Origin of the sequence: Rothia sp. HMSC036D11, from assembly GCF_001814205.1 — a bacterium.
GTDB classification, from domain to species: domain Bacteria; phylum Actinomycetota; class Actinomycetes; order Actinomycetales; family Micrococcaceae; genus Rothia; species Rothia dentocariosa.
Map to the genome: position 1 here is coordinate 16,899 of NZ_KV815280.1, position 21,154 is coordinate 38,052.

Annotated in this window: 15 protein-coding genes and 1 tRNA gene; 14 read left to right on the forward strand and 2 right to left on the reverse strand. The window is 55.3% G+C overall.

The features are described 5' to 3' along the window. Nucleotides 1-1,016: 1,016 nt before the first annotated feature. The 14 genes from HMPREF2958_RS04110 (at nt 1,017) to pknB (ending at nt 20,169) form a co-directional block, all read left to right on the forward strand. Entirely contained in the window at nt 1,017-1,559 is a 543-nt protein-coding gene (locus HMPREF2958_RS04110) for a MarR family winged helix-turn-helix transcriptional regulator (RefSeq protein WP_004006328.1), read from the forward strand. A 223-nt stretch (nt 1,560-1,782) separates the two neighbouring features. After that, nucleotides 1,783-2,307 carry a ferritin gene (locus HMPREF2958_RS04115; protein WP_013398195.1) on the forward strand — a complete coding sequence of 175 codons (525 nt, stop codon included), beginning with the start codon at nt 1,783-1,785 and terminating at the stop codon, nt 2,305-2,307. A gap of 238 nt (nt 2,308-2,545) precedes the next feature. Beyond that, nucleotides 2,546-3,901, forward strand: coding sequence for a Na+/H+ antiporter NhaA (nhaA, locus tag HMPREF2958_RS04120; RefSeq protein WP_070448448.1), 1,356 nt, complete (start codon nt 2,546-2,548; stop codon nt 3,899-3,901). 395 nt (nt 3,902-4,296) lie between these two features. Further along, the gene (gene lysX / locus HMPREF2958_RS04125) at nt 4,297-7,599 is read left to right on the forward strand and encodes a bifunctional lysylphosphatidylglycerol synthetase/lysine--tRNA ligase LysX (RefSeq protein ID WP_083313696.1); all 3,303 of its coding nucleotides are present in this window, start codon (nt 4,297-4,299) and stop codon (nt 7,597-7,599) included. Between the two features lie 341 nt (nt 7,600-7,940). Further along, nucleotides 7,941-9,494, forward strand: a complete 1,554-nt coding sequence (locus HMPREF2958_RS04130; RefSeq protein ID WP_070696872.1) for an alanine/glycine:cation symporter family protein — start codon at nt 7,941-7,943, stop codon at nt 9,492-9,494. Between the two features lie 50 nt (nt 9,495-9,544). Further along, nucleotides 9,545-9,895, forward strand: a complete 351-nt coding sequence (locus HMPREF2958_RS04135) for a PLD nuclease N-terminal domain-containing protein (RefSeq protein WP_070696875.1) — start codon at nt 9,545-9,547, stop codon at nt 9,893-9,895. A 121-nt stretch (nt 9,896-10,016) separates the two neighbouring features. Further along, nucleotides 10,017-10,103, forward strand: a tRNA-Leu gene (locus HMPREF2958_RS04140). A gap of 253 nt (nt 10,104-10,356) precedes the next feature. After that, nucleotides 10,357-11,268, forward strand: coding sequence for an FhaA domain-containing protein (locus HMPREF2958_RS04145; protein ID WP_048751104.1), 912 nt, complete (start codon nt 10,357-10,359; stop codon nt 11,266-11,268). Beyond that, the gene (locus HMPREF2958_RS04150) at nt 11,268-11,744 is read left to right on the forward strand and encodes an FHA domain-containing protein FhaB/FipA (protein ID WP_004006321.1); all 477 of its coding nucleotides are present in this window, start codon (nt 11,268-11,270) and stop codon (nt 11,742-11,744) included. The genes HMPREF2958_RS04145 and HMPREF2958_RS04150 overlap by 1 nt, the downstream gene beginning before the upstream one ends. A gap of 3 nt (nt 11,745-11,747) precedes the next feature. Next, entirely contained in the window at nt 11,748-13,334 is a 1,587-nt protein-coding gene (locus HMPREF2958_RS04155; protein WP_070696877.1) for a PP2C family protein-serine/threonine phosphatase, read from the forward strand. Further along, complete coding sequence (locus HMPREF2958_RS04160; protein WP_179291544.1) at nt 13,318-14,790, forward strand: FtsW/RodA/SpoVE family cell cycle protein; 1,473 nt, start codon at nt 13,318-13,320, stop codon at nt 14,788-14,790. The genes HMPREF2958_RS04155 and HMPREF2958_RS04160 overlap by 17 nt, the downstream gene beginning before the upstream one ends. After that, complete coding sequence (locus HMPREF2958_RS04165; RefSeq protein ID WP_004006318.1) at nt 14,783-16,222, forward strand: peptidoglycan D,D-transpeptidase FtsI family protein; 1,440 nt, start codon at nt 14,783-14,785, stop codon at nt 16,220-16,222. The genes HMPREF2958_RS04160 and HMPREF2958_RS04165 overlap by 8 nt, the downstream gene beginning before the upstream one ends. Continuing rightward, entirely contained in the window at nt 16,219-17,943 is a 1,725-nt protein-coding gene (locus HMPREF2958_RS04170) for a protein kinase domain-containing protein (RefSeq protein WP_070696879.1), read from the forward strand. Before HMPREF2958_RS04165 ends, HMPREF2958_RS04170 begins: the two co-directional genes overlap by 4 nt. A 48-nt stretch (nt 17,944-17,991) precedes the next feature. Continuing rightward, nucleotides 17,992-20,169: a Stk1 family PASTA domain-containing Ser/Thr kinase gene (pknB, locus tag HMPREF2958_RS04175; protein ID WP_070696881.1), complete on the forward strand. Its 2,178-nt coding sequence runs from the start codon at nt 17,992-17,994 to the stop codon at nt 20,167-20,169. A 161-nt stretch (nt 20,170-20,330) separates the two neighbouring features. Here pknB and HMPREF2958_RS04180 read toward each other — a convergent pair whose 3' ends face one another. Beyond that, the gene (locus HMPREF2958_RS04180; RefSeq protein WP_048751101.1) at nt 20,331-20,963 is read right to left on the reverse strand and encodes an aminodeoxychorismate/anthranilate synthase component II; all 633 of its coding nucleotides are present in this window, start codon (nt 20,961-20,963) and stop codon (nt 20,331-20,333) included. 23 nt (nt 20,964-20,986) lie between these two features. Beyond that, nucleotides 20,987-21,148, reverse strand: a complete 162-nt coding sequence (locus HMPREF2958_RS10990; protein ID WP_004006314.1) for a hypothetical protein — start codon at nt 21,146-21,148, stop codon at nt 20,987-20,989. Nucleotides 21,149-21,154: the final 6 nt, after the last annotated feature.

Genomic DNA, 21,154 nt, shown 5'->3' on the forward strand with positions numbered 1-21,154 from the left:
GTCATGTAAGTTCTCCACACTGTGGAAAAGTACTGTGGATAAAGCCCTGAGAAGAGTTCATGCGGGTCATATCAGCCGCTCCCCTCCCTTAGAACACACATACGTTGCCCCTGTCGTTCCGCGTCGTGAGAGAGGTGCCTTCACCCTGTGAACGTCAGAATGCGTAGGAACGCGACACGCCGGGCGCATCCTACTCTGCTGGGGTAATTAAGGTATGGGTCTAGCGTGCTGCCCACAATCCGTATAAGCCACCATGCACCACGCCGTGCAGAAAGGCATGAAAAATCCCCCTAGACCGTGACCGTCGGGGGAAAAAATTAATAGAAAACCCCCGAAATATCGGGGGATTAGAGAGGTAGACACCGCATAATCTTTTTGATGTGCGCTTGCCCACCTATGAGGCATTCTTGCTAGTGTGGGCGGGGTGCTTAGGGTATTCTTAAAAAGAACGGCGCGGGGACCGCCCAACCACGAACAGTACCCGCACCGCACAACCGCCGGTAGAAATGCAGGTTACCTGCACACCGACGACAATCACCGATAAATAGAGAGTCGAACCCTGTCGGTTTGAGCTTCCGGTCTCGCCCCGCGGGCTTCTTTTTCGACCCCGTTATGCATACCAGTGTACACGCTTATTTATCATGTGCAAACCCAAATGGTATTTTTTCCCAAATTTTTTTAATCATTTTGTAATATTCCTGGCGAGTACTACCTAAGTAGCCTCAAAATTTTACCTTCTTTACGTGTAAAACCTTGAATTATCAAGTATTTTTTACAGGTAATCATTACAATGATTTCATTCGGGAAGCGCTATTTCCCGGGCAAATTGTCGAAGACACGCCGACAATGGTGTGACGTATTTCGGACAAATTTGTGCCGTCAGTGTGTACTTTAAGGAAAGACATACCAAGTTTTGAGCAATATCTGAGGGTTTGCTGTCTTAACAAGTACAATGAACTTTACACACCTTATATATGCGCTCAGTTTAAAAGCTGGAGGTGCGAGGAGGAACACTCATGCCCAAACAAGCAACCACCGTCTCTGGCGATCTTCCAGAGAAGGCGGAGCCCAAATGGCTAAATGAAGAAGAACGTGAGGGATGGCTGTTTATCAGCTCGATCATCTTCAACCTCACACGGCAGCTCGATAATCAGCTTCAGCAGGATGCCGATTTGAGCTATGTCGAGTACATGGTACTTGTTGGACTCTCAGAGTCAGAGGATCACGAGTTGACAATGACGCAGCTGGCACTGGTCACAAACACTCTGCCGGCGCGTCTTTCGCGCGTGGTCGCCAGACTGGAGAAAGACGGGTACGTGTCCCGGTCACTCAGCGCCGAAGACCGCCGTGTCAGCATTTGCCATCTGCTTCCTCAGGGTTTGCAGAAGCTTCAGGATGCGGCACCCGGTCACGTAGCACAGGTACGTCACGAGATTTTCGACCACCTCACGGAAGATCAGGTGCGTGCTTTAGCTAATATCGGCGAAAGCATCTTGGGCGATAAGCCTTCTAAACTTATTTCATCGTCGAGTTTGCGGCGCGGAAGTTACCCCGCCTAAGCCTGCACGAACGAATACACCCGGATTTTCCGAGGCTTGCGAGCACATCATAACGGTTCTGTTGTGGTGTGATAGACCGAGCTCAGGAACCCCTAAATAAGCCTCCAGATTAGCCTTTTCTCTCTATACAGTGCTGATTTGGCCCTCTATGATGGGTTCGACAGCGTTGCACTGTACCCTACGCGAATAGAACACACACCCTAATTTCAAGGAGAGAAAAGTTATGTCTAAGTCCTTCTACGATCTGCTCAACGAACAGATCGGTCACGAGTTTGCCGCATCCCACCAATACCTTTCAATGGCGATTTGGCTTGATGGTGAGGACCTTCCCCAGTTGGCGCGTTACTTCTACCGCCAGTCTTTGGAGGAGCGTGGGCACGCCCTCATGATGGTTCAGTACAAGCTGGATCGCGGCCACAAGGTTGAGATTCCAGCAGTTCCGAGCGTCAAGAATGATTTTAAGGATGTTCAGGAGATCGTGGATCTTTCCCTGGCGCAGGAAAAGGAAGTCACCGGTCAGATCGAGGCTCTTTTCTCTGCAGCGCGCAACGAAAACTATGCTCTGGGTGAGCAGTTCATCCTCTGGTTCCTGAAGGAACAGGTTGAGGAAGTTGCATCGATGGAAACTCTCGTCACCATCGTGAAGCGTGCAAACGGAAATCTCTTCGACATCGAAAACTATGTGGCTCGTGAGCTCGATGAGTCGCATGGCGAAGACAGCTCCGCTCCTGCCGTTGCAGGTTCCTAAAGTATCTCACACCTCATAATTGCATAATTTTTATATTCTCGCTCCGAGTCGATATTACGGCAGGGGCGAGAATATTTATATTGACCCTGAAATTTCGCTTACGTTATAGAATATATGCCCAAAAGGGCATATATTGGTTAAGTATATTTATACCTTTAGAAGCAAAAAATACCATCTCCTAGGTAGGAGCGTTAGAATAGTAAGAATTATTCCTATCCGGAGGATAACTACAGAGAATATGACCCAATCACAGACACCGAATTCAGAAAATACAGTTTTCAGCCGCGGATCCTACAGCAACTCTAAGCGAGTTGCAGATATTTTGCGCACGGAGTCCGTGGGCGGCAGCATCCTGCTGGTGGCGACCGTTCTCGCGGTAGTTCTTGCCAATACCCCACTGGCAGATATTTATTTTGGGGTGCGCGATACCGTTATAGGTCCCGAAGTTCCAGGATTTCACCACCTTCACATGAAGATAGGCACCTGGGCGGCAGACGGTCTCTTGGCAATATTCTTCTTCCTGACCGGTCTTGAACTCAAAAAAGAGTTCGCGATCGGTGACCTCAAATCACCGGCAACCGCGATCGTTCCCATCGCAGCAGCCTTTGGCGGCGTGATTACCCCCGCCATCATCTACACCGCTATCAACTTCAGCAGCCCCACCGCTATACATGGCTGGGCTATTCCCACGGCAACCGATATTGCCTTCGCGGTTGCCGTACTTGCGGGCGTGGGAACGTTCCTGCCCTCGGCAATGCGCATCTTCCTTCTTACCCTGGCAGTGGTTGATGACCTGATCGCTATCTGCATTATTGCAATCTTCTACACCGGCACCTTCCACGGCGAATACCTGCTCCTTGCGATCATCCCTATCTCACTGTTCGCCTTTATCGCCTATCGTGGCGAAAAAATGCTGCACCTCAAGCCCGCCGCGGCGTGGATTCTGCTTCTGCCCCTGGGCTTTATCACGTGGGCGCTTTTCCTTGAATCCGGTATTCACGCAACCATTGCTGGCGTGGTGCTTGGTTTCTGCGTTCCGGTTAAATTCAATAAACGTACCGAAGCTGCGGGTGCGGATGCGGGTCTCGCCGAGGTTTTCGAGCATCGTTTCCGCCCGCTTTCCACGGGTATCTGCGTGCCAGTCTTCGCCTTCTTTAGCGCCGGTGTTGCTGTGGGCGGTTTTGAGGGTCTTGGGCGAGCCCTCACCGACTCAGTCTCCCTGGGTATTGTGTTCGCCCTAGTCTGCGGCAAGACCATCGGTATTACGGGAACCACCTGGCTGGTTACCAGGTTCAGGCACGCCAACCTAGACCCGGATGTGCAGTGGATTGACGTCATAGGCCTTGCGGTTACCGGCGGTATCGGCTTTACCGTGTCGCTTCTGGTGGCAGAGCTTTCCTTCTCCGGTGGATCACCGCACGGTGAAGATGCCAAGATCGCTATTCTCTGTGGTTCGGTAACCGCCGCAATTCTGGGTGCTCTGATTCTCTCCCGCCGCAATAAGCACTACCGTTTGCTGGCGGAAAAGGAGAGCGTAGATGCCGATATGGATGGTATTCCGGATGTGTTCCAGCAGCGTAAATCACAGTCTTAGCCAGACTGTGTTTTGCGGCGGAGTATTGGTAAGTACCTTGCCCAAGCGTTAAGAATCCGGTGGTGACACCCCTAAGAATCACCACCGGATTTTTATATTCTCATTCCAGAATATAGTTGATATTTCGCAGGTTTGAGAGCTTTTTTCTAAACATCCAACCCAACACCTCTAACCATGCTGCACCCTTTCAGATATATTCTATTTTTGGAATATATCGATATCGGCGAGTCTACCGCGTATGCCATATGGCATTCAAAGCACCCCTGCACGGCAACCCCTGGCAGCGCTTTCAACCTCCACCCCAAAGGTGCGCTGTCTTACGTCTTCAGGTTCTGCGCATACACACGGTATGTCCGTAGAATGAAAAGTACCGAGTGATTGGTGGAGAACGGTTTATGGCACATCAGAAACGGGGCGCAGAAGCCCATCACACGACATCACGCTATGCGGAAATCATCGCCCGCTGGGTTATCGGTATCTACTCAATCGCGACAATTCTGACGCTTTTCACCTGGATTATTTCCCCGCTTCGCAGGGGCCACGGGTTCACCTGGTGGGAAATCACCGCGAGCCTGCTTAACATCCCATCAAGTCATACGCTGGTGAGCGCAGTCATCATGGTGGTCATGACATCCGCGCTGATTACCCGTAAACGGGCCGCCCTCTACGCCGTCATCTTCTTTCAGGTCATCGGCATCCTCATCGGGACACGAAGCGCGCTTCTGCTCTTCTTCCCCGATAACGTGATGCCAAGCGAAGAATTTTTCTCCTCCACACTCGACACCGTGGCTATTATCGTGGCGGCTATCTTCATTCCGCTTCTCATCCTGGCACGCTCTGCCTTCCCGGCGCATATAGGCCGAATTTCATGGGTATTGGCGAGCATGGTCTTCCTCGGCGGGCTAACGGTGACAACCCTGCTGGCCTGGTATTTTGGGCATCACGTGCCGGGAGTTACGGTTCCCCACCTGCTCAAGCAGGGGTTAGGGCTCGATAGTTTTCCCGAACTCAAGGGTGCAAACCCGGGTGCCACGGTGGTGGGGGCAGCATCCGTGTTCTATGGAATTTTTGCACTGATCGCGGTGTATGTGGTGGTGCGGGGGTACCGTGTCCCTAATACCTGGACCCCCGATCGGGAATTGCGCCTGCGCGAACTTTTACAGGAATATGGCGGGAACGATTCACTCTCGTACTTTGCAACACGCCGCGATAAGCAGGTGATTTTCTCGGCGGATATGCGCGCCGCTGTCACCTACAGGCAAGTGGGTTCTGTATGTTTGGCCTCCAGCGACCCGGTGGGCGATCCGGCGTCCTGGGGTTCCGCAATCGACCGGTGGATGCACCAAGTGCGCCGCTACGGGTGGATTCCTGCCGCCATCAGCGTGAGCGAAGACGGCGCCAGAGCCTTCGCACGCCGGGGACTGGGCATAATCCGCATGGGGGACGAAGCCATTCTAGAGATCTCACGTTTTAGCCTGAACAATACCTCGCTTACAGAGGTACGCCACGCCCACCAGCGGGTGCGTAAGGCCGGTTACACACTGAAAATCTGCAGGCATCGTGAGCTTTCACCCGAGCAGCTGCACGAGGTGGAAAATAACGTGAACGCTTGGCGTCACGGCAAGGTTGAGCGCGGGTTCTCGATGGCGCTCAACAGGCTCTCAGACCCCGCAGATGGTCGCAATCTGCTTGTTTCAGCGCATGATTCTGCTGGCACAATGGTTGCCCTCCTCTCATTCGTGCCGTGGGGCCGCACCGGCATATCGCTGGATGTGATGCGCCGCTCCCCCGACAGCCCCAACGGCATCGTGGAATATATGGTTGCCCAGCTTATGGAGGATGCCCCCGACTACGGCATCACGCGTGTTTCACTGAACTTTGCTATGTTCCGCCATGTGTATGAGAACGCAGATCAGTTCGGTGCCAATGCTTGGAGCAGGTTCGCCTCCCGATCGCTGGGGGTTTTAGACAGGTTCCTTCAGTTGGAGAGACTGTACCGTTTCAACCTCAAGTTCGCCCCGGAGTGGATGCCGCGCTATATGGTTGCGGAACCGACGCTGGCTTTCCTGAACGTTGCGGCGGCGGCCGGGGTTGCCGAGGGCTTCCTGCCCGATTTTTCGGCACGTAAACAGCGCCATGAAGTGCACCGCCTGACCGAAGACCAGATCGCGCGAGTGCACGAGATTGAGCGCGTGCGTCCAAGCGAGGCGCAGGCCCCCGAACACCGCTTCAGTGATCAGACCAAGCACCGTATTCGTCACCTTCAGACACTTCGGGATGCCGGTATGAACCCGTACCCGCTGGGAGTCACGTGCGAGTATTCGACGGTGCAGGTGCACGATGGGCTGAGCGGCCATACGCTTCCAAGCGGGGAGTTTACTGTATCGGGCAGGGTGCGGTTTATCCGCAACCACGGCGGGGTTATCTTCCTGACCCTGTCTGAGGAAGGCAAACAGGTACAGATTATTGCCGAGCGCAGCCTCGTAAGTGAGCGCGAGTTTCGGCTTCTCAAGTCCGCTGTCGATACGGGTGATATTCTGCTCGTGACCGGCACGGCGGGGGCTAGCCGCACCGGTACTGCATCTGTCATTGTGCACGGCTGGCAGATGGCGGCGAAGTGTCTGCACCCCATTCCGTACGGAGCGTTGAATGATCCGGAGGCGCGCATCCGCAAACGCTCGACCGACCTGTTGGTGCATCCGCAGCAGCTTGAAAACCTTCGGATGCGCTCCTCACTGATCACTGCCATCCGCCGCACGCTCGATGATGCAGGGTTCACCGAGGTTGAGACCCCGATTCTGAATACTATTCATGGCGGTGCGAGAGCGCGCCCCTTCAAAACCTTTATTAACGCCTATGGCGCGGATCTGACGCTTCGCATAGCGCCCGAGCTGTATCTTAAACGCCTGGTAGTTGGCGGTTTGGGCGCTGTTTATGAATTAGGGCGGGATTTTCGCAACGAAGGCGCGGATGCCACCCATAACCCGGAGTTCACGGTGTTGGAGGCTTATAAGCCTTACGCAGATTACACGGTCATGCGCAAGCTTACTGAAACGCTCATCAAGAACGCTGCCCGGGCCGTCTATGGTTCTGAGGTACTTCCGCTGGGCGAGAAGGGCAGTACCGAGCGTACTCTCACCGATGTCTCGGGTGAGTGGCGGGCAGTTTCGGTATGCGAGGCCCTTTCGCGTGCGCTGCGGCGCGATATTTCGAGTGAAACAGATTTTGAGACTTTGCTTGAGCTGGCGCATGAGCATCAGATTCATGTGCGTGATGACATGGGCGCGGGCGCCATTCTTGAGGAGCTTTACGGCGAGCTGGTTGAGGCGAAGACCGTGTTCCCCACGTTTTATACGGATTTTCCGGTGGAGACCTCTCCCCTGGCGGGTGCGCATCGCACCAAGCCGCATCTGGTCGAACGCTGGGATCTGGTGATTAACGGTATGGAGATGGGAACCGCCTATTCCGAGATGACGGATGCTTTAGAACAGCGCCGCCGCCTGACCGAGCAGTCTCTCAAGGCTGCCGCGGGAGACCCGGAGGCCATGCAGATTGATGAGGATTTTCTGTATGCCCTTGAGACCGGGCTTGTCCCGACGGGCGGGTTGGGCATCGGCATTGATCGCTTGGCGATGCTCATGGCGCAGACCCAGATTCGCGGGGTGCTTTCTTTCCCGTTTGTTAAACCCGTGAAGTAGCATGTAGTCAAAGATTCATTTTCTCCACTGGAGAGTGTTTTTATGTCTATTAAACGATGTTTGATATGAATTGTGGTTCAGCCATAACTTTTTGATGTTGTTGCTTGTCAAACGGAGTATCACCCGTATTCCGGCTATATTAATTATTCGTTACAAATGTGGACAAGACCCCCAATGAGATTGCCGTAAACCCTTCATCAACGGAACAATAAGTACCTGTAATTTCTAAAGGGAATTTCTTTCCCTGGCGTGCGGTCTACCCGGTTTGCACCTTCGCGCCTTCATGCCCGCATAGTTGCTATCCCTATTACGCTTCTATGCCGTGACGAAAGAGAAAACCTGTGGACTCACTTGTAAATTTTATTCAGGACATTAACGCCTCCACCGCTGGCGCCACCAGCGTGGTTGACAGCATTCAAAGCTGGATATGGGAAAACTTTCTGTTCGTTGCCTTGATTGTCGTGGGCCTGTTCTTGACGATCCGCACCCGCGCCGTACAGTGGCGTTCCCTGCCCGAGATGCTGCGCGTGCTCACCGACCCGTCCGGACACGAGGCCGATGGGAGCAAGAGCATTTCCTCGTTCCGCGCGTTCACCGTTTCGGCGGCATCCCGCGTGGGCACCGGCAATATTGCTGGCGTAGCGATCGCTATTGCAATGGGTGGTCCCGGCGCGGTGTTTTGGATGTGGATCATTGCTGCCGTGGGCGGCGCATCCGCTTTTGCCGAATCCCTGCTGGGTCAGCTGTATAAAGAACGCGGCAAGGATTCCTATATTGGCGGTCCTGCCTACTATATGCAGCGTGGCCTGAATGCACGCTGGCTGGGCCTGATTTTCGTGGGCTTTATCGTGCTCACCTATAGTTTTGTGTTCTGCGCGGTACAAACCAATGCGATCGTGGAAGCTGGTGCGAACTCCCTGAATATCGGTATTTCCGGTACCGAGAATATGGGTTTCCGCATCGTGGTAGGCCTTTTCGTTGCCGCACTGACGGCTGCGATTATCTTCGGCGGTATCCGCACCATTTCTACGGTCACCGAGTTTATGGTGCCGTTCATGGCGGTTCTGTACATGCTGCTGGGACTGTTCGTGGTTGTGCTCAATGTGGGCGAAATCCCGAACGTTCTGCTCATGATTTTCCAGGGTGCTTTCGGTCTGCGCGAGTTCGTAGTGGGCGGCACGATGGGCGCCGTTATTTGGGGCATGAAGCGCGGTCTGCTCTCGAACGAGGCCGGTATGGGTACCGCCCCGAACGCGGGTGCAACCGCAACTATTTCGCACCCCGCAAAGCAGGGCTACGTACAGGCTTTGGGCGTGTATTTCGATACGATGCTGGTCTGCTCGGTCACCGCGTTTATCGTGCTTTTGTCAAACCCAACCTATGGCAATAAGACCCGCGGTGCTGGACTGACTCAGGATGCGCTTGCCCACCAGCTCGGCACCTGGGCCACCCACTTCCTAACCATCGCGATTTTCCTCTTCGCCTTCTCCTCGGTCATCGGCAACTACTATTACGGCGAATCGAATATTCGCTTCGTGACCGAGAAGCCCGGGGCGTTGACGGTGTTCCGTCTGGTGGTGCTGGGCTTCGTATTCTTCGGGGCAATCGCATCGCTGGAGCTGGTGTGGACCACGGCTGATATGCTCAACGCGGGCATGGTGATTGTGAACCTGATTGCGGTGGTGTGGCTTTCGCCGAAGGTCGTTGCGGTGCTCAAGAATTACGAGCGGCAGCGCAAATCCGGTGTGGAGCCTATTTTCAAGGCATCCGATATGCCTGAGATTAAGAATCTTGCGGCTTGGGACGGCACCGATGAGGTGACCACCCGCGAGTTCTGGGCTGAGCGTGATGCGGCGGCTGCGGCTAAACGAGCCACAAAGGCTGCGAATGTATAACGTTTCACCTAGATAACTCTCCCCGCACAGCGCCCGAGGACATAAATTTTATGTTCTCGGGCGCTTGGCGTATCCTCTGGCATACTAAAGACGTGCTGACTTTAGGTTTTTCGGTGTTTCCTCTTGTGCTTTTTCAGAATCCGACGGCGCAGGCAATCTACCAGTACACGGTGCTTGCCCTTATTTTTATCTGGATTGCTTCGGTGCTGTACTGCATTTTTACGGTGCATCGCAGCCCCTACTTCAACGAGATTCAGAAGCTCAAGTGGCTTCTGTTCATTCTGGTGCTCCCCTATTTTGGTGCGCTGGCGTGGTTTTTGCGCGTGCATCGTGAGAAAAAGGATGCGGCCGCCGCAGATCAGACCGATACCGCCTCGAACCCTCACGAGGAAGGAAAATAACATATCCTATGACAATTTCAACCTTCGGTGAGTAAGTTCACGAATACCGAAGTGGACGGTCTGTTACGGAGCCTGTATAGTTCTATATGTTGCCTGCGGCTCTTTGAGTCGTATGACACTTGCGCGAGTGGCGGAATAGGCAGACGCGCACGGTTCAGGTCCGTGTGCCCGTGAGGGCGTGGGGGTTCAACTCCCCCCTCGCGCACCAGCAATCCCCGGTTCTGATGAGCCGGGGATTTTTTGTTGTGTCGGCAACATTTGGGGTTTTCGAGTCTATATTTTACGAGTAAAAAGTATATTATCGGCATGGTGGTCACACTATCCCCTAGAATAGAGTTGGGTGTGTGCACTCACACCTAACACAGCAAATGCACAGCTACAAAAGCTAGACTGAACCCTTCGGGTTCCCAACCACGGGATGCCAGGGGTGACATCCGGCCCGAGCCATAAAGGAGGAGGCAATGAAGTTATTTGATAAGTTGGAACGACTGGAGCAAGGCATCGGTCGTACCGTCGGCTTTTCTAAAGGCTTTGGCACCTTCGCAAAGGCTGATGTAGCTAACCGTATTCGCACGTCGATGGATGATGCCTCATATGTGGACCAGGGCGGTCATACGATGGCACCAAATATCTTCAACGTTCGCTTTTCGAGCGCCGATTTTTCGCGCGTGAGGGAGTGGGGCAACCCATTCGCGGTTGAGTTGTGCAATCTTGCTATTTCGCATGCGCGTGCGCAGGGGTATTCACTGATTGGGGCTGTACGTATTACCTTCAGTCCTATTGCCGATCTCGAAGCCGACGAGTTCGAGGTTGTGCCCAGTTTTGAGGCGTTCCAGGCCCCTCCCTCGGGTGCGACGAACTATGTTCCTCCCGCCGGTGCCGCCCACGGCGCCTCCGACTACGCCCCCGTTGCCCCGGCTCGTGATACCGGTCTGCCGACCAGAATTACAAAACCGCGGGCTACTCCGCCGCGCCGCACGGAACAGCCTCAGCAGCAGCAACAGCAGGCACCCGCCGCGTCCGCGCCGAAACCGCGTTCCCCGCAGAATCCTCCGCAGCAGCAACGTGCCGCGGCGCATCATGCTTTTGTGGATATTAACGGGCAGCGGTATGAGCTTTCTGGGGCACCTCTCGTCATCGGTCGCGGTTCCGATGCATCCGTGCGTCTGGCTGACAAGGGTATTTCGCGCCGCCACCTACAGATTTCCCGCCAGGGAGGCAACTATGTTGCCACCGACTTGGGCTCAACCAATGGAACCCGGCTGAATGGTTTTCCGCTGAAAACCCCTACCGTTCTCCAAGATGGAGCGGTGTTACAGTTGGGCGGAGCCCGAGTTCTCTTCCGCTCAATTGCCTCTGGAGGTATACGTTAATGGCATCCGAGCTAACTGTAACCATACTGCGCTTTGCGTTTTTGGGGTTGCTCTGGTTCTTTGTGTTTTTCGTGGTGGCAGCCGCCCGCCGCGATTTGGGGCTGGGCAAGAACTTCCGCTCCGTACCCGTAGAATCTGCCGCAGACTCGCAGCCACAACCGCAGCATATTGCAGCTCCTCCTGCACGTCCTTCCCGCTTGGTGATCACCAAGGGAGTGCAGGCGGGAGCTATGATGCAGTTGGGTGACTCCCCGGTTACTATCGGTCGCGCCAATGATATTGAGGTTTCGTTGCAGGACGATTACGCCTCCGGTCGCCATGCCCGTCTGTTCCCACAGGGTTCTCGCTGGTTCTTGGAGGATTTGGGCTCAACCAACGGCACATTCGTAAACAACCAAAAGCTGACCCGCGCTACCGCTATTGAGCCGGGTGTCGATTTCCGTGTGGGCGGAACGACTATGCAGCTGAGGGGGTAATCGTTGAAGATAGCCTTTCGCTTTGAAGCCCGTTCCGATACGGGCGTGAAACGCAGCAAGAATGACGACTCCGGGTACGGTGGGCGTTATCTTGCTGTTGTTGCTGACGGCATGGGCGGGCACGTCGGTGGTGACGTCGCTTCCGCTACCGCCGTTTTGAACCTGACCCCTTTGGACCACCCTGACTTTGACGGTACCGGCGGTATATACCTCGCCGATGAAATCCAAAGTGCCAACGCCATTATCAATGATCTGGCAACCAGTGATCAGCGCCTTGCGGGTATGGGTACCACCTGTACCGCTCTGTTGGTGGACGGCGAAAAGATCGAGATGGCCCATATTGGCGACTCGCGAGCCTACCGTTTACGCGCCGATGAAGACGGCGGTTTCGAGCAGATTTCGACCGATCACACCTTCGTACAGCGTCTTCTCAACGAGGGCCGCATCACTCCCGAAGAGGCGGAGAATCACCCGCACCGCAACGTGATTATGCGCGTGCTTGGCGATGTCGATGCCTCCCCCGAGCTTGAGCTGCAGACTTTAGAAGCCATTCCCGGTGAGCGCTGGGTGCTTGCTTCCGATGGTTTAGAGGCGGTGGTCTCTGATGAAGAGATCGAAGCCGTCATGCGTTCCACCGATGATCTGGGTGAGATCGCGGACGTTCTTATCCAGATGACTCTCGACGGCGGCGCACCCGATAACGTGACGGTCGTGGTTGTACAGGTTATTGACCGCGAAGAACTTCCCGCCGACGAACCTGTAGGTCCTTCTGCCCTGCCAGAGACCGGCAAGATCGATACCTCACCGACGACCTCTGAGCTTGAGGAAATCACCGAGGAAGTAAACGCCGAAGAGGGTCTGTCCGATCACGATCGCGCGCTCAAAAAGTTCCGCCGCGCCCGTGACCTCACAGATTCCTTCCCCCACGACGGCGACGCAAGCGATCAGGATGCGGTGTACTTTGCCCGCACGAATGCCGCCATTTTGCGCCACGAGCTTGGTTCTCGCCCGCATCAGCTGGTGGGCAGCGCCGCCGTGGCAACAGAAACCGGGCGTATTCCGGCGGTGACGAGCCGCACTCTGGAGCATCGGGCCTCATTGGCGCAGCGTGTGCCGATGAGCACCGAGGAACCCGCAAAGCTGCCGGACGAGCTTGAAGAGCTTCTGGCGGACCCAATTCGACGCCGTCGGCGCCCGATTCTGCTGGTGAGTGCAGCAGTAATCCTTGTACTGGCGCTCATTGCTGGTTGGAGCGGGCTGAAATGGGTTGAGGGCCGCTACTACGTTGGCGAAAATAACGGTAAGGTCGCCGTCTATAACGGCGTTCCGCAGTCGTTGGGGCCAATCCATCTCTCCCATGTGGTCGAGGAAAGCGAAGTGGAAACTTCACAGCTGCCCGAACATACCCGCACGCTTTTGAAGAATACGATTCACGCGGATAATCTTGACGATGCACGGGTTATCGTAAACCGCATGCAGGCTCAGGTGAATCTGCAGGATGACCGGAATACACAGCCTTCCGGCGCGGCTTCGTCCGGCGCGCAGACAAGTCAAAAAACTTCAGCAACGGAAGGTGGTAATCGTGGCTAGGCTATTACGTGATGCACACATACCCCGTTCGCGTCGCCTGATTGAGCTTGTTCTGCTCGTGGTTGCGGTCGGCATCGGCTCATTTTCCATGTACCTGATTGACCCCGAAACGGCGTGGGACATGGGGAAAAACCCGTGGATTCAAGGTACCGTGGTGCTGGGCGTGTGCGCGCTCATCGCGCATCTGGTGCTTCAATTCCGGGCGCGTTACGCCGATCCGTTTATTCTGCCGCTCGTTGTGGCGCTCAACGGAATCGGGCTGGCGATGATTTTCCGCATCGACAAGGATCCCGCCATGCAGAAGGCCCCAGTGGGCGAGTCGCAGCTGTTCTGGACGGGCTTCTCAATGATCCTCTGCTCCGTTGTGCTGTACTTCCTGCGGGATCACCGAGTGCTGCGTAAGATCACCTATATTTCGCTGGTGCTCTCCTTCATCCTGCTTATCATGCCGCTTATCCCCGGCCTTGGTACCGAAATCAACGGCGCACGGATTTGGATCAGGCTCGGCGGGCGTACCTTCCAGCCCGGCGAAATTGCAAAGATTACCCTGGCAATCTTCTTTGCGGGCTACCTGTCCACACACCGCGATTTGATTCTCACCGCGGGTAAGCGTCTGGGGCCCATCAATCTGCCGCGTCTGCGCGATTTGACCCCAATTTTCTTGGCCTGGATGGTCAGCATCGGTGTGTTGGTTTTCCAGAAGGATCTGGGTTCTGCAATCCTGTTCTTTGGGCTGTTCATGGCGATGCTGTACCTCTCGACCGGCAAGATTTCCTGGCTTGTAGTCGGCGGTGTCGGCGTGGTGGTTGGCGGATACTTCGCCTATAACTCCATTTCTCACGTGCACGCCCGTATCTATGGCTGGATGCACGCCTTTGATCCCGAGGTCTATATGTCCTCCAGCGGTGGTTCCGGTCAGATCCTTCAGGGTATTTTCGGTCTGTCCTACGGCGGTCTCTTTGGCCGTGGATGGGGTCAGGGCCTTACCTCTTTGGTGCCGTTCGCTAACTCGGACATGATTATTACTTCTCTCGGTGAGGAACTCGGTCTGATCGGCCTAGGCGCTATTTTGATGATGTTCCTCATCCTCATCTCGCGTGGCTACCGCGCAGCATTGGGCACTCGTGACGGTTTCGGCAAGCTCTTAGCGGCAGGCCTTTCCACGGTTATGGTGCTTCAGCTCTTCGTGGTGGTTGGCGGTGTAACCCGGTTAATTCCGCTGACAGGTTTGACCACACCGTTTATGTCTGCCGGTGGTTCATCCCTGGTGGCTAACTGGATTATCGTGGCGTTGTGGCTTTCGATTTCGCATACCGCGCGAGCGCCTCACGTCGTGGTCGGGTTCGACGTTCCCGAAAGTATCGACCACGAAGACTACAGCTATGAATCTGAGGGCGCAACCAGCGTTCTCGCCCGTATTTCAACTCAACAAGCAGGAGGTGACCGCAATGGATAGGGCAATTCGCCGCATGTGGATGGCCGCAGGTTGCGTTTTTATCCTGCTCATGGGTACGTTGAGCTATATCCAATTCTTCGACACCGAATCTCTCAAAGATAACCCGTGGAACTCGCGTTCTCTGTACGATAACTACGGTGCCAACCGTGGCTCTATCGTGGTCGATGGAACCGAAATCGCCTCGTCGGTGAAATCGGATGATGAGTATAACTATCAACGCGTGTACTCTGAGCCGGAAAAGTATGCGGCGCTGACTGGTTATTTCTCGTCAGTGTACGGTTCTACCGGTGTCGAGTCTGCTATGGACAAGGAGCTTTCGGGTACTTCCGACAGCCAGTTCTACGATCGTGTTGCTCAGCTCTTCTCGGGTTCTTCGGCACGCGGTGCGAGCGTCGAGCTCACCGTGGATTCTAAGCTTCAGGAGCTTGCTAACAACCTGCTTCAGGGCCGTAAGGGTTCTATTGTGGCGATTAACCCCAAGACTGGCGAAATCTTGGCGATGGCCTCGTCTCCCTCATATGACCCGAATACGCTCGCATCCCACGATGGGTCCACGGTAGTCAGCAACTATGAGGAACTGAACTCGAATCCGAATAACCCGCTTTACAACCGTGCTATTGCGGGTAACACCTATTCACCCGGCTCAACCTTCAAAATTATTGATGCCGTCGCGGCTCTGGAGTCCGGCAAATATGATGCGAACTCCACGATCGATAACCCCGCACAGCTTCCCCTTCCGGGAACCAATGTGTCGCTTCCGAACTATGCGGGTGGTCAGTGTGGAGGACGCACCAAGGCTACGATTGAATGGGCTATGGCGCAGTCCTGCAACACTCCTTTTGCGCAGATCGCAATGGATTTGGGTGAAGATAGGATCTCTAGGACTGCCGAAAACTTTGGTTATGGTCAGGATTTGAAGATTCCGCTGGCGGTGGCTAAGTCGAGCTTCCCGAAGGGTATGTCGCAGAGCCAGCTGGCGCAGGCATCCGTGGGTCAGTACGATGTACGCACCACCCCGCTGCAGGTGGCGATGACTTCTGCTGCGATCGCTAACGGCGGTGTGCAGATGAAGCCCAACATGATTCGTTCTGTCAAAACCAGTAACTTGAGCGTGCTCTACGAGTTCTCACCCGAGAAGTTGCGCACCTCAACTTCTACTAAAGTCGCCGATCAGGTGAAACAATGGATGGTGAACTCTGTGGATAACGGTATTGCCCGTAACGCAGGCGTGCCCGGGTATAAGGTTGCTGGTAAGACCGGTACCGCAGAAACTACGGGTGGTTTGAATAACTCTTGGTTTACCGGGTTTGCACCCGCCGATGATCCTCAGATCGCCATTGCGGTGGTCTATGAGGATATGGATGCAACAACCGGTTCCCAGCTTTCGACAAATGCAGGTAAACAACTTTTTGAGGCGGTGTTGAACAAGTGAGGCCTTCGGCTGATATCACCTTGGGCGGGCGCTACACCCTAACCGAACGTATCGCTATCGGCGGTATGGGTGAGGTCTGGAAAGCTCGCGACAAGGTTCTCGGACGCACCGTCGCCGTTAAAATCCTGAAAGAGGAGTATACGGGTGACCCCGGGTTCTTGGAGCGTTTCCGTGCGGAGGCGCGCCATACTGCGCTCCTGAACCACCCCGGTGTTGCCAATATGTTCGATTACGGTGAAGAGGATAACTCTGCATACCTGGTGATGGAGCTGGTTCCGGGTGAGCCGCTGTCGAGCATCATCGAGCGCGACGGCACGCTGCCGCCGGATCGTATCCTGAACTTTATTGCGCAGACGGCTCGCGCGTTGGCTGCTGCACATGCTCAGGGCCTCGTGCACCGCGATGTGAAGCCCGGTAACCTAATGATCACCCCGGATGACCGGGTGAAGGTTACCGACTTCGGTATTGCTAGGCTTGCGAATCAGGTTCCGCTGACCGCTACTGGTCAGGTGATGGGTACAGCCCAGTACTTGGCGCCCGAACAGGCAACCGGTCAACCTGCAACCCCGTCCTCCGATATGTACTCGCTGGGTATTATCGGGTACGAGTGCCTGGTCGGTCACCGCCCGTTCACGGGTGAATCACAGATCGCGATTGCTCTAGCTCAGGTGAACGATCCGCCACCGCCGCTGCCGGAGAGCATCCCGGCGCCCGCCCGCGCCTTGATTATGTGCCTGCTTGCTAAGGATCCTGCGGAGCGTCCTAAGGATGCTACCGCGCTGGCGTCTGCTATTGATGCTATTCGCCGTCGCGATATTCCTGCGGCGATTAAGGCCGTGCCCACGCTGGAGGCGTTCTTGCCGGAGAATCTGGATACCGCCCAGACCTCCCTGATCGCCGAGCCTATTTCGGCATCCGCCGCTCCGAAGTTCGGATCTGGGTCGCACTTCACGCCCGGTCCTTCGACCGCTCCGATTCCTGAGCCCGGGTCAAAGGCTGCGGCCGCACGTACGGCACAACAGGGTCCGAAGAAACGCAACTGGGTATGGATCGTCGCTATTGTGGCGGCACTTGTGCTTATTCTCGGTATCCTCTGGGCTGTCTGGGCGGCCAACAGCCGTGCAACCCCTGATACGAATACCACCAGCTCGGCAGCACCCAGCTCTGCGGCAGGGACTGTCACGGTAGCCACCCCGAGCGAGGAGTCCTCGGCTGCAAGCAGTACTCAGAAGCAGAAAATTAACCTGCAGGCACGCAGCTACGAGGGTCGCCCCCTTCAGGATGTCGTCAATGACCTGAAGAACCTGGGTCTTTCGCCCAGGACTGAAAGTGTTGAGTCTGAAGAGCCAGCCAACACCGTTCTGTCGATTTCACCGGCTGGTTCGGTAGACGAGGGAACCACCATTACCGTGCGTTATTCAAGCGGTTCCAGGGGCGCGACCCTACCTAATGTTGATGGGAAGAACTACGAAGAGGCTTCTCGGACGATTACCTCGCTTGGTGTTGACGTGAACCTTCACTTCGAGCATTCGGACACCGCACAGCCCGGTACGGTGCTGCGCACCAGCCCTTCTTCTGGCACTAAAGTGTCAGTTCCTAGTAAGGTAGAGATGTATGTAGCTAATGAGTCTTCAGGTACGAGGACGGATTCTGACTCGTCGCCATCCGCAGCTACGCCTTCAGGCGCGTCGACTTCTTCTAGTCCTCGTACTGGGCGTTAGTGTCTGAGTCCACTCACATCAAAAACTATTTTTACCCCAGGAGAACGTATGGACCTGTTGGTTCCTGAAACGGTAGATGGCCGTTATAAGGTACTCGATGTTATCGGTACCGGTGCGATGGCTACCGTATACGCGGCGGAGGATACTCGTCTCGGTCGTAAGGTCGCGATGAAGATCCTGCGCCCGGAGCAGGCCCAAGACAAAACCTTCCGTTCACGGTTTAAACGTGAGGCGGAGGCTGTCGCATCCCTGAACAACCCCGGTATCGTTGCGGTGTACGACACGGGCGCTTATTCCCCGTCAGATCCCAACAGCGGATACGGTGTTGATGATGCCGTCGACGATGACGAGGCTAAGATCCCGTACATCGTTATGGAATACGTTGATGGCAGGACGCTGCGCAGTGTCCTTTCGTCGGGCGGGTACATTCCTGTGCGTGATGCGGTGGGGTACGCAGAGCAGCTTTTGAGCGCTCTAAAATACAGTCATTCGATGGGTATTATCCACCGCGATATTAAGCCCGCGAATATTATGGTGCTTCCCCGAACCGAGGAAGACGCCGCAAAGGGGCAGCCGGGTCAGATTAAGGTGATGGACTTCGGCATCGCCCGAGCTATTGAAGAGGCTGGCGAGGCTCTGACAAAGGCCAACGTGGTGATGGGTAGCGCACGTTACATGTCTCCCGAGCAGGTCAGTGGTAAAGAAGTCGACGCGAGAAGCGACCTTTATTCGGCAGCATGCGTGCTGTATGAAATGGTTGCTGGACGTTCCCCCTTCGATGCGGAAACTAACGTCGATTTGGCGGCAAAGCATCTTACCGAGACTCCCGCCGCACCGAGTACCTTTAGCCCGCTGAGCGTACCCCCTGAGCTTGATGAAGTTATTCTTCGAGGTCTTGCCAAGAACCCGGATGATCGTTACCAGACCGCCGATGAGTTTTCGCAGGCGATCCGTCAGGGAGCGGGTCTGCAGGTTGGCGGCGGTATGCCGCAACAGGTTCCCGATGACTCCATGACTACCGCTTTTGCGCCTCTTGAGGCTCCCGCGGCGGGTGCGGCAGGAACCGGTACGGGTGAGGTTGATTTCGATGCCTACACCACGACCATGCCGCAGGTTTCGACTCCTGTTGAAGATGCGAACCTCAACGGTTTCTTTGATGACGATGAGTACGGCGGAGAAGAATTTGTTGAAGAGGAAGAGTTCCTTCCCGCCGAGCAACCCCGTAAGCGAACCTGGGTTCGTTTCCTCGTTGGTCTTGCTATTGCAGCATCGCTTCTGCTGGGTATCGGCTCGTTCCTGTACTACCAGGGCAAGCTCAATGAAGTTCCGCAGGTCGCTATTCCTACCGTGATGAACCAGTCGAAGGACGATGCCGAGAACCAGCTGCGCAATGCTGGCTTTGCCGTGGAGAGCCGCGGGGCATACTCCGAGAACGTGAAGAAGGGCGATGTTATTAGTGTCAGCCCCGGCGAGGGTACGAAGGCGGCTAAGGGTTCTACCGTATCGCTAACTTACTCGAATGGTCCCGAGCGTGTAACCCTGCCCGATAACCTGCAGGGTCAGAGCGAAGCCTATGTGCGCAACGCTCTGAAGGAGCTCGGCCTTAAGGATGGTCGCGTCAGCACCGTTGAGAGCGCATCCGTTCCCGCCGGTATGGTGGTTTCTCTGGAGCCTGAGAAGGCTGAAACTGATGCCGACGGTAAGACCACGATCGAGGCTGGCAGCAACGTGAACCTGGTGCTGTCCTCCGGTAAGGTCAAGGTTCCTTCGCTCGTGGGTCTGACGAAGGATCAGGCTATTGAGGCTCTGACCGCGTCCGATGTTCTGCTCAACACCAATATTGAGACCGTTCAGACAAGCTCTGCGGCACCGAATACGGTGATTTCTCAGAGCTCCGCTGCGGGTACTCTGGTGGCCCAGAACAGCACGGTTACTATTCGTGTGGCAGCTGCCCCGGCGGCGACCGCATCTGCCTCACCGCGTGCGACTACCCCGTCGACGAATAATAACAACAACACCCAGCGCCAGCAGGGCAATCAGCAGCAGAATCAACAGCAGCAAGGCCAACAGGGCCAGCAAGGTAATCAGCAGCAGAATCAACAGCAGCAAGGCCAGCAGGGTCAGCAGGGCAACGCTCCTGTACCTTCTGCAACGCCAAGTGCCGCTGCTCCTTCATCCAAGGCCGTACAAAACGGCAAGGAAAATGAGGAGAAAGAAGAAAGGTAAGGCTGGTTTGCTCAGGTAAATCCTGGTCATATGTTGTGGGGCGTGCTTTAGATTTTGAATCTAAAGCACGCCCCACATATGTTTCTTCGGCTGTACCACACACATAGAGAAGGCGCCTGACAGACCTACTTGGGTCTGTCAGGCGCCTTTACCGCTAGCCACTAGGCAATTAGTGGGGACAACGATTTAGCACGCTCAGCGGCCCCCTCAAGCCCCGTTTCTTCCAGCCAATTACCCAGCATCAGATAACCGCTCTCGGTGAGCACGGATTCCGGGTGGAATTGCACACCGTGCATGGGCGCATCCCGGTGCCGCAGCCCCATAATAATGCCGCTCTCAGTCGTCGAAGTAGTTTCTAGGACCTCAGGCATAGTCTCTGGGACGACCGCCAGCGAATGGTAACGAGTCGCTGTGAAGGGGCTCGGTACGCCTTTGAACACCGAGTCGTTCTCGTGGACCAGGGTTGAAGTCTTGCCGTGCATCAGCTCGGGGGCGTGCGTGACGGTACCGCCAAACGCCTCCGCGATAGCTTGATGCCCCAGACACACGCCAAGCAGGGGTTTATGGGTCTGCGCAGCCCAGCGAATGGTATCGATAATGACCCCGGCTTCTGCAGGCGCACCCGGCCCCGGAGAGATCAGCAGGCCGTCGTACTCGGCAGCCATTGTGAGAACGGTATCAAGGTCGTACTCGTCATTGCGGATTACGGTTGTTTCGGCTCCGAGCTGCTGCAGATATCCGACGAGGGTGAACACGAAACTATCGTAATTATCGATAACCAGGATGCGGGTCATGGCTTCTCCTTTGGCAAGCGCCGCTAATGGTTGATGGTAACGTCAAAGTTGAACGGACCGTACTCGGCAAAATTCGGAAACACAAATTCCATGAGGGCGTATACGATCACGGCGATAAGCAGAATAGCAATGATGATGCGAACCCATAGAGGTCCGGGAAGATGACGAAAAATCCAACCGTACATGTTATA